The 9,297-nt window shown below is 69.2% G+C and carries 9 protein-coding genes; 7 read left to right on the forward strand and 2 right to left on the reverse strand.

The window, feature by feature from the left end; translation table 11 throughout:
• Positions 1-265: 265 nt before the first annotated feature.
• From D7X12_RS35135 to D7X12_RS35160, 6 genes are read left to right on the forward strand one after another with little or no spacing between them, the layout of a single operon-like run.
• On the forward strand, positions 266-2,110 hold the full coding sequence (locus D7X12_RS35135; RefSeq protein ID WP_147443891.1) for a putative metal-binding motif-containing protein: 1,845 nt from the start codon (positions 266-268) through the stop codon (positions 2,108-2,110).
• Positions 2,110-2,808 carry an ATP-binding cassette domain-containing protein gene (locus D7X12_RS35140; protein WP_120629576.1) on the forward strand — a complete coding sequence of 233 codons (699 nt, stop codon included), beginning with the start codon at positions 2,110-2,112 and terminating at the stop codon, positions 2,806-2,808. Before D7X12_RS35135 ends, D7X12_RS35140 begins: the two co-directional genes overlap by 1 nt.
• 19 nt (positions 2,809-2,827) lie before the next feature.
• On the forward strand, positions 2,828-3,607 hold the full coding sequence (locus D7X12_RS35145) for an MlaE family ABC transporter permease (protein ID WP_244224965.1): 780 nt from the start codon (positions 2,828-2,830) through the stop codon (positions 3,605-3,607).
• A complete protein-coding gene (locus D7X12_RS35150; RefSeq protein WP_120629577.1) occupies positions 3,604-4,350 on the forward strand; it encodes an MlaE family ABC transporter permease in 747 nt (248 codons plus the stop codon). Before D7X12_RS35145 ends, D7X12_RS35150 begins: the two co-directional genes overlap by 4 nt.
• Positions 4,347-5,090, forward strand: coding sequence for an ATP-binding cassette domain-containing protein (locus D7X12_RS35155; protein ID WP_120629578.1), 744 nt, complete (start codon positions 4,347-4,349; stop codon positions 5,088-5,090). The genes D7X12_RS35150 and D7X12_RS35155 overlap by 4 nt, the downstream gene beginning before the upstream one ends.
• Positions 5,083-6,093 carry an MlaD family protein gene (locus D7X12_RS35160; RefSeq protein ID WP_120629579.1) on the forward strand — a complete coding sequence of 337 codons (1,011 nt, stop codon included), beginning with the start codon at positions 5,083-5,085 and terminating at the stop codon, positions 6,091-6,093. Before D7X12_RS35155 ends, D7X12_RS35160 begins: the two co-directional genes overlap by 8 nt.
• A 66-nt stretch (positions 6,094-6,159) precedes the next feature.
• Here the strand turns inward: D7X12_RS35160 and D7X12_RS35165 are convergent, their stop codons facing one another.
• Both D7X12_RS35165 and D7X12_RS45305 read right to left on the reverse strand, forming a co-directional pair.
• Entirely contained in the window at positions 6,160-6,915 is a 756-nt protein-coding gene (locus tag D7X12_RS35165; protein ID WP_120629580.1) for a DUF5953 family protein, read from the reverse strand.
• A complete protein-coding gene (locus D7X12_RS45305; RefSeq protein ID WP_341868260.1) occupies positions 6,912-7,499 on the reverse strand; it encodes a DUF6310 domain-containing protein in 588 nt (195 codons plus the stop codon). Before D7X12_RS45305 ends, D7X12_RS35165 begins: the two co-directional genes overlap by 4 nt.
• 569 nt (positions 7,500-8,068) lie before the next feature.
• On the opposite strand from D7X12_RS45305, the gene D7X12_RS35175 reads away from it, so the two are divergent.
• On the forward strand, positions 8,069-9,085 hold the full coding sequence (locus D7X12_RS35175) for an alcohol dehydrogenase (RefSeq protein WP_120629581.1): 1,017 nt from the start codon (positions 8,069-8,071) through the stop codon (positions 9,083-9,085).
• Positions 9,086-9,297 lie beyond the last annotated feature (212 nt).

The raw sequence follows: 9,297 nt of genomic DNA on the forward strand, positions 1-9,297 counted from the left end.
GCCGGGGGCGTCGGCGTCTGGGCGGGCGCGTCCGAGGCCAGCACGCAGAGGCAGGCTCCCAGGGGCGCGGCGAGGAGGGCACGGCGGACGGTGGGCATAAGGCTTGGGTGGACGGGCCAGTGTTGAGTGGTCAGCGGCCCCTATACACGGAAGCCGTCAGGGCGTGGCTAAGGGTTAACGAAAGGTAATCTCCCTGGCTCAACTGCTGACGGTGTCGACAGCCGTCCCACTCCGGGTGCAGGACGCGCCCGAGAATGCGTGTCCGATGCGTTTATTCCTGGTCAGTGTGCTCTGCGTGGCATGGGCGGGATGCTCCAAGGGCGACGACCTGAAGGCCGGAGCACTCAGCGTCAAGGTGGCCTACTCCGGCTTCCGCCCCGGCTGTGTGCAGGTGACGGTCCAGGACCAGGAGGACGCCACCCGCCAGACGTCGTCGCAGGTGCGGGTGCCTCCGAACCAGAAGGAGGGCACCCTGTCGGTGGCGGTGTTCCGGCAGGCGGGGTGGAGCCGCGACGTCCTCGTCAAGGCGTGGGCGCAGGAGCTGGACTGCGAGGGCGCGACGGTGGCGGAGTCCGGGGAGAAGCCGGTGAGCATTCCGGAAGAAGGGACCTCCCCGGCCGTGAACCTGGAGCTGAACGCCACCGACGCCGATGACGACGGCTACGTCAGCACGGCGAACGGCGGCACGGACTGTGATGACACGCGGGTGGAGGCGAACGTCACGCGGACCTGGTTCCAGGACACGGACACCGACGGCTACGGGGCCGCGCCCGTCATGGCGTGCGTGCAGCCCCCCCGGACGGCGACGCGCAGCGGGGACTGCAAGGACGATGATGCGCTGGTCCATCCGGAACAGGCCGAGTTCCGGTGTGATGACCTGGATGACAACTGCGACGGGCTGGAGGACGAGTCGCTCAACCTGGGCAGCAAGTGCGTCGACGCCTTCGACTGCGAGGGCAAGAGGGCCTGCGACACAACGGATGGCGGCTTCGCGTGCAACGACCGTCCTGCGCCCGTGGCGTACTTCGTGGACGAGGACGGCGACGGGGATGGGACGGCGGGGAGGGACGGAGGCGTGACCTGCCTGCCGCAGCCCCGGAGCACGTCGACCTTCGCGACGGACTGCGATGAGAGCTCGCGCTTCCGGTCGGGCAGGCTCGCGGAGGCCTGCGACCGGATGGACAACGACTGCGATGGCACGGCCGATGACGGCGTGGCCTGCGAGCTGAGCTGGAGGGGCTTCGCGGGCGAGAACGGGAGAGACGCCTGGAAGACCGTCGCGGCCAATGGACGGGACAGCACCTGGCTCGCGGGAGCTGGGAGCAACGTGGTCCGGTCGCGGGACGATGGTGGGGTGACGGACGTCCCGTGCACGGGTCCCTGGAATGCGGCCTGGGTCAGCGCGTCTGGAGAAGTCTTCCTCGCGGGTGAAGATGGAAAGCTGGCGCAGATCCCGCCGGAGGCGAAGACCTGCACGCAGACGACCACGGCCGAAAGCACCCAAGCCGTCAATGGGCTCGTCGGATTGGACAACCCTGATGGTGGCGCTCCCACCCTGTATGCCGTGACGGGCGGAGGCAGGATCTTCCGTTGGGTTCCGCCTTCGCCCACGGTGCTGGTGGACACGGTTGACGCCAATCTGCGCGCGGTGCATGGCACCCTCCGGCCTGAGACCCTGCTGGCGGTGGGCGCGAAGGGTTCGGATCAACCCCGGGCCTTCCGCTTCAACCCGGACGGCGGCGCCTGGATCCAGGAGGATCTCGGCGCGGGGAATGGCTATCTCCGCAGCGTTCATGTGGTGGACGAGCGGTATGCCTATGCCGTGGGAGACAACGGCCTGTTCCTGAAACGGGTCCGAGGTGAGTGGGACCGGCTGACCCAGGTCAAGACGGGAGGCACCACGGAGGACCTCCAGGACGTGCTGGCATTTGGTCAAACCGCCGTCTACGTGGCCACCACGTCCGGCAGGGTCCTCTTCTACGACGGAGGGACGTGGAGTCTCGTCTACCAGGGGCCGGCGAACACCGCCTTGCGCTCCCTGGATGGGCCCAAGCCCACGGCCATCGGCGCCGCGGGTGACAAGGGCGCGGCCGTCTTCTTCAGTCGCTGATGGAACTGCGCGCCGAGAGCCTCACGATCCGGCACGGTCCCAGGACCGTGCTGGAGTCCACGGACTGCCTCGTGCCTCCGGGCACGCGGGCCCTGGTGCTGGGGCGTTCGGGCTCCGGCAAGACGACGCTGTTGAAGGCGCTCGCGGGCTTGCTGCTGCCTTCCCTGGGCCGGGTGACGTGGGATGGGCAGGACGTCGCGAAGCTCACGGCGCCGGAGCGACGCAAGGCCCAGGCGGCGTTCGGCTTCGTGTTCCAGACGGACGCGCTGTTCGACTCGCTGACCGTGCGCCAGAACGTGATGCAGCCACTGCTGCGCAGGCACGTGCCCGAACCCGAGGCGCGCGAGCGCACGGACGCGGTGCTGCGCTCGGTGGGGCTCGCGGACGCGGCGGACACCCTGCCGGAGCGGCTGTCCGGAGGCATGAAGAAGCGCGCGGGGCTCGCGAGGGCGTTGGCGGCGAGGCCCGCGGTGCTGCTCGCGGATGATCCATTCGCGGGCCTGGATCCGGGCACGGCGAGGCAGGTGGCGCGGGTGCTCCTGGACGTGGCCGGCACGGGAACGCTGCTCGTGGCCGCGCCGGAAGCACCCGTGGATCTCCCCCTGCCCCGCTGGTTGTACCTGCGCGGAGGCAGACTGGTGCACGATGGCGCCCCGGCGCCGGAACTCGAACAGGCGCCGGATGAGGCCCTCGCATGAGCATCCCCAGGCGGCACCCGTGAGCACCGCCGCCCTCGCCTGGCTGGGACGCTCGGCGATGAGCGCGGTGGGCGGAGTCGGCGCGCTGACGCTGGTCGCGGGGCGGACCGTGTGGGGCCTGCGTCGGCTGGAGCGCCGTGAGCTGGCGCGAGCCCTGGTGCAGTTCGGCTACGGCTCCCTGCCCCTGGCGCTGGCGACGGCGGCGCTCACGGGCGTCATCGTGGTGGTGCAGGCGGGGCTCTACATCCAGCGCTTCGGTGCGCGAGCGTTCCTGGGCTGGGCCGCGGGCTACGGGGTGCTGTGGGAGTTCGGCCCGCTGCTCCTGGGGCTGATCATGTCGGCGCGGATTGGCGCGCGGAACGCGGCGGAGCTGGCCCTGCTGAAGGTGGGCGGTCAGATAGAAGGCCTGCGAGGCATCGGGTTGGATCCCTTCGCGCTCCTGGTGGCACCTCGCGTGGTGGCGATGGAGGTGAGCATGCTGGCGCTGAGCACGTTCACCTTCGTGGTGGCCATCCTCTGTGAAGCGGTGGCGGCGAAGCTCACGTTGAACCTGCCGCTGCGGGTGTTCTTCGGGACGTTCGCGGACATGCTGAGTCCCTTCGACATCGTGGGGGGCGTGGTGAAGACGGGGGCCTTCGGGCTGGCCATCTCGCTCATCTCCACGGCGGTGGGGCTGCGGGCGAAGGGCGGAGCACGGGCCGTGGGAGAGGCCGCGGCGAGCGCGGTGGTGCTGGGCTGCGCGGCCATCTTCGTCCTGGACTTCCTGCTGACGACGCTGCTGTCACGGTGGATGGCATGAGCCGCGTGCTGTCCTTCTTCGGGGCGCCGGTGGTGATGCTGGCGCGCACGGTGCGGGCGGGCACCCGGGAGGGCGTGCCCTGGCGTGAGACGCTGGCGCAGGTGCACGCGCTGGGGGGGCGCAGCGTGTGGTTGGTGATGTCCGGCATGGCCTTCTTCGGGGCGGTGCTGGTGACGATCGCCAACGAGCAGGCGAAGCAGCTCATCGGCAACGTGGCGGTGCTGGGGCCGGCGTACTTCGAGATGCTGGTGCGCGAATTGGGCCCGGCGGTGTCGGCCCTGCTGACGGCGGCGCGAGCGGGCGCGAGCCACTCGGCGGAGCTGTCCACGATGAGCGTGAACGAGCAGGTGGAGGCGCTGGAGATGTCCGCGGGAGACCCCTACGCGGACCTGGTAGCGCCGAGGGTGCTCGCGGGAGTGGTGGGCGTGCCGCTCCTGTGCGCGCTGGGGACGGTGGCGGCGACGCTGTCCGCGGCGGGCGTGGCGAAGTGGGTGTTCGACATCGACGGCCGGGCGTTCATGGATGCGAGGTACGTGGATGGTTGGGACCTCCTGGTGGCGGCGCTGAAGGCGGTGGGCTGCGGGCTCTACATCCCGCTCGCGGCGGCGGTGGCGGGGCTCAAGGCCAGAGGCGGCGCCGAAGCGGTGGGTCAGGCCACGACGGAAGGAGTGGTCGCGGCGAGCCTCGGGTGTCTGTTGATTGACCTCACGATGTCGCTTGCGTTCCAGTTCGTGCGCCTGTGAATGACACCGGACCGGACACGCTGTGCTTTGAAGATGTGGCGATTGCCTTCGAGCAGGGCCGCCGCGTGTTGGACGGCCTGAGCGCGGAGGTGTCCACGCGGGAGCTGACGTTCATCGCGGGGGCGAGCGGCTCCGGCAAGAGCGTGCTGTGCCGACTGGCGGTGGGCTTGCTGAGGCCCGGGGCCGGCAAGGTGACGCTGTTCGGGGAGCGGGTGGACACGCAGCCGGAACGAACGCTGGTGGGAGTGCGCCGCCGGGCGCCGTACCTGGTGCAGGGGCCCGCGCTGCTGGACTGGAGGACGCTGCGGGAGAACGTGCGCCTCGCGGATCCGACCGCCCCGGACGAAGCGGTGGCGACGGCGCTGGAGCTGGTGGGCCTGAAGGAGTGGGCGGATCGGCTGCCGCCGGAGCTGGGGCCAGGGGCGAAGAAGCGAGCCGCCATCGCGAGGGCGCTGGTGCTCAAGCCGCGCTACCTGCTGTTGGACGAGCCAACGACGGGGCTGGACCGGAGGGCGGCGATGCAGGTGGAGGCGGTGCTGGCGTCGCTGAAGCAACAGGGATTGGGAGCGCTGGTGGTGTCACACGACTACCGGCAGTTGAGAGAGATTGCGGACCGCGTGTTGGTGGTGGCTAAGGGACGCTGTGCCTTCCTGGGGACACCGGAGGGCTTCCTCGAGTCCCCTGCCCCGGAGCTGCGGACCCTGACGGCGCCGTTCATGGAGGGAGCGACGGATGGATGAGCAACGGCTGGAGTTGAAGGTGGGAGCGCTGGTGCTCGCGTCGTTGGTGGGCGTGCTGGTGTTGCTCTGGTTGATGGGAGAGCTGACGCTGGGCCGGGGCTCCAAGCTGGCGGTGGACTTCGCGCATACGGGCAACGTGGTGCAGGGGGCCCCGGTGAAGCTGGGAGGCGTGCAGGTGGGCAAGGTGGATGCCATCCACCTGCTGCCGGAGCGCAGGGATGCGAAGGGAATCTCCCTGCCCGTCCGCATGGACCTGTCGGTGGAGCCAGCGGCCCGGGGTGCGCTGCGCCAGGATGCTCGGGTGACGGTGGGAACGGTGGGCATCCTGGGTGAGCCGTATCTGGAGCTGAACCCCGGCAACGCGGAAGCCGCCCTGCCCGACGCCGAGGCCCTGCGAGGCGTGGACGCGCCGCGCCTGGATCTGCTGTCGGAGCAGCTCACCAGGTTCGTGACGCTGCTGTCGGAGATGCTGGAGAAGGACCCGGAGGCGGTGACGAACCTCGCGGCCAATGTGTCACGTCTGGCGAAGACGCTGGACGAGGTGCTGAGTGAGAACAAGGGCGACGTGAAGGTGCTGGCCTCGGAGCTGGCGGCGGCGTCCAAGGACTTGAGGCAGCTTGCGCAACTGGCCAAGGAATCGCTCCAGCCCGGAGGCAAGGGAGCCCGCCTCCTGGATGACGCCTCGGCCGTGGCGGCCGTGATGCGAAAGGACCTGCCGGGCCTGACGAAGTCCGCCGGGACGACCCTGGACGGCCTGGCGGCGGTGACAGGCCCCCTGACGGCCGAAGACGGGCAGCAGGTGAAGGTGGCGCTCCAGCGGTTCACGGCGGCGGCAGGCCAATTGGAGCAGATCGCCGCCAAGGCGGACCGCGTGCTGGGACGGCTGGACGCGGGCGAAGGCACGGGAGGCGCCCTGCTCAAGGATCCGGCGCTCTACGAAGAGCTGCGCACCCTGGTCACGGACCTGCGCAAGCATCCGTGGAAGGTGCTCTGGAAGGACTGAAGCAATGCGTTAACAGTCCTCCCCCCTCACTATTCGCTCTCGCCCAGCCAAGCCCCTTGATTGAGGTCAAGGCGATGCGCGTCCGCCAATCTCCGGAAAGCGTTCATAGGCCCGCTTGAGTGCGTCCAGGTGGGCGGGATTGTCGAGGTCGAGCGGCGCGTCGGTGAGCTGCACGACCCACCCGCCCGACGACGTGCGCCGCGCGCGTGCGAGCAGTTCGGCGTCGCGAGCAGATTCCGGGAACCCGATGGCCTGCGCAGCAGCGGCCGACCAGTAGTTCAGCCACCCGAGGTAACCCGGGATCTCCGGCGCGCGGAGCTGCTCGAAGCGCTTCAGTGCGGGCAACCCCCGGCGTGGGGACGGTGGCCCCTCCAGCGTGGGTGCTGTCTGATACGCGATGTCCAACGCGGCTCCGTCCGGCGTCGCATGCCCCCAGAACGCGCGCGCGCCCTCTGCTACGTACTCCAGCATCTCCACCGCAGCCGCGACAACGGCCTCGTCTAGCGGCAGCTTCGCATGGACATCCAGCAATGACTGGCCGCCCGGCGCCAGGCTCGCGGGTGTTGTCAACCCGCTGATCTTCACCGGAAAGCTCTCGTCGCCATTGCATACGAGAGGGAACTTCCCTCGGGCCGCCGCCTCAGCGAGCCATTCGTTGCGCTGTGGCAACGTGGCAAGCCGTCGCTCCTCCGTGACTCTCCACTCCAGGCGCAAGCCGGGCAACGCTCGTTCCATGCCATGGACGGCTGCGAGCGTGCGGTTGTCGTCACCCCCGAGCGAAGGCGCGTAAACGGTCAGAACGAGGCGCTTTTGATGGGTCATCGTTTGCATCCCGTGACGACAATCTTGAGGAAGGAATCAACAGCAAGCAGCGCGTCTCTGTGCGCTTCGGTGCTCACGCCAACAACGAAGTCGTATCCACAGGCCTGTGCCACCCGGCGCTCATCGCGCAATTGCTCAATTTCCTTATCAATCTCCTGATCCCGGATGAATTCATTGTACGTATCAAATCGATGGGTCTTGATCTCCCATAGCACGCGCACGCCAACTTGCAGCGCATCGAAGCGTACGCCGCCAACGAGCACATCCATTCCAGGATAACGGTTGGGCGGGAACGTGTCGGCGCACTCATCATGCGGGTCGTCCTCGCCCGCGTGAGGCACTGGAACAGGCTCGCAACTGGCATGGCCCGTCCGGTCCACGGGCACAGGTGGCACCGGGGGCTGCCAGTCCTGCCCCGCTGGTTCGGGCTTCAGTTTGGGCTTGCGTTGCGCTTCAGCTTCCCGGGACGCCACCTTCGTTCCTCGCGCGGTGCCTGCTTCCTCGGGGTAGGAGTGGCGGAGTTCGTATGAATCCAGCGCTTCTTTGATGGCGACGGCGACCACCACCACGCCAAGGACGATCACGGCTCCCACAACGATCTCAGGGGCTACCAGAACGCAGAGCCCGACTCCCATGGCACCAGCGCCAGCGGAGGCGACCGCGCATCTTCCCGCAGTGTCGTGGAACTCGACCCGGTCATGGTCGAGGGCCTGATAGCACCTCTCCATCAGAATGGGCCAAGGCTGGGACGCCTCGTGGACAACGCACTGCCCATCGTCCCTCCAGGGCAGCGCCGCCGCTCGCTGGAGGTTGGCGATTCTCTGGCTCCGAGTACCCCGCGTGCTGGGAGGCGGCGGCGGCGTAGCGCAGGCGGAGAGAAACAGCAGGAGTCCAAGGTAGGCGCGGGAGCGCATGACCACGGCCTTTCCAGCAAGGCAGGGAGCTACGTGGCCCATCCTGGATGATGCCAGCACGCGCTGACGGCAAGCGCGCCGGGCCAATCCCGCTCCGCGGCGTCACCCGGATGGAGGGCCGTCGTTGCATCGTAACAACCAGGCCCTGCCCTCCCTGCCCGCTCGCCGGACTGGCGTCCTCCCACACTCCCTGTGCGCCCGCACCGCGTCATCCCCATCCCTCCCTCCGAGGAGATGCCATGGCCAGGAAGATGAAAGCGGTGCAGGTGCTGAAGGCGGGCGGTCCGCTCGAGGTGGTCGAGCGCGAGGTCCCCGATCCCGGGCCGGGACAGGTCCGGATCGCGGTGGAGGCGTGTGGCGTCTGTCACAGCGATGCCATCACCAAGGAAGGCTGGATGCCCCTCCAGTACCCCCGCGTGCCGGGCCACGAGGTGGTGGGCCGCATCGACCGGGCAGGCCCCGGCGTCACGGCGTGGAAGGAAGGCCAGCACGTCGGCGTGGGCTGGCACGGAGGCCATTGCGGCCAGTGTGTCGCGTGCCGCAGCGGCGACTTCGTCACCTGTGAGAAACAGCAGATCTGCGGCATCAGCTACGACGGCGGCTATGCGGAGTACCTGGTCGCGCCCCAGGAGGCGCTGGCCCGCGTCCCGGAGGGAATGAGCTCCGAGGATGCCGCTCCCCTGCTCTGCGCGGGCGTCACCACGTACAACTCGCTGCGCAACATGGGGGCGCGGCCAGGGGAGCTGGTGGCGGTGCAAGGCATTGGCGGATTGGGCCACCTGGCCCTCCAGTACGCCCACAGGTTCGGCTACCGCACCGCCGCCATCTCGCGAGGAGCGGACAAGCGGCCCCTGGCGCTCGAACTGGGCGCGCAGGAATACATCGACACGGAGAAGGGCTCCGCGGCCGAGGCGCTCCAGAAGCTCGGTGGCGCGCGCGTCATCATGATGACCGCCTCGAGCACCAGCCTCGCGGGCGAGCTGCTCGGGGGACTGGGGCGCAACGGCACCCTCCTGCTGCTGGGCGCGGGCGCGGAGCCCATCCCCGTCAGCAGCCTGTCCATGATCAGCAAGCGCACGCGCATCCAGGGCTGGCCCAGCGGCGTGCCCCAGGACTCGCAAGAGACCATGGAGTTCAGCGCGCTCACAGGGGTGCGCTCGCGCAACGAGGTGTTCCCCCTGGACCGCGCGGCGGAGGCCTTCGAGCGGATGATGAGCAACAAGGCCCGGTTCCGGGTCGTGCTCAAGATGCGGTGAGGCTCGGAGGCGCGGAGGCTCGGAGGACGACTCGCGCTTGCCGGGGAACGGCGGGGGTGGGAATGCTTGCGCATGTCCCCTTCCCGTCCACTGCTCCGCCTCGCGGTGCTGTTCCTCGCCCTGGCCCTCCCGGCCCCTTCCCGGGCCAAGGAGGCCCTCCCGTCCGCGCGTGAGCGCGAAACCGCGCTGCTCGTGGGGAGCGTGCTGGGAGC

The organism is Corallococcus sicarius (genome assembly GCF_003611735.1).
In the GTDB taxonomy this organism is placed as follows: domain Bacteria; phylum Myxococcota; class Myxococcia; order Myxococcales; family Myxococcaceae; genus Corallococcus; species Corallococcus sicarius.

Bases quoted from the DNA above. Each gene is read 5' to 3' on its own strand.
- D7X12_RS35160 (WP_120629579.1), top strand. From the start codon at position 5,083: ATGGATGAGCAACGGCTGGAGTTGAAGGTGGGAGCGCTGGTGCTCGCG.
- D7X12_RS35140 (WP_120629576.1), top strand. From the start codon at position 2,110: ATGGAACTGCGCGCCGAGAGCCTCACGATCCGGCACGGTCCCAGGACC.
- D7X12_RS35165 (WP_120629580.1), bottom strand. From the start codon at position 6,915: ATGACCCATCAAAAGCGCCTCGTTCTGACCGTTTACGCGCCTTCGCTC.
- D7X12_RS35135 (WP_147443891.1), top strand. From the start codon at position 266: ATGCGTTTATTCCTGGTCAGTGTGCTCTGCGTGGCATGGGCGGGATGC.
- D7X12_RS35150 (WP_120629577.1), top strand. From the start codon at position 3,604: ATGAGCCGCGTGCTGTCCTTCTTCGGGGCGCCGGTGGTGATGCTGGCG.
- D7X12_RS35175 (WP_120629581.1), top strand. From the start codon at position 8,069: ATGGCCAGGAAGATGAAAGCGGTGCAGGTGCTGAAGGCGGGCGGTCCG.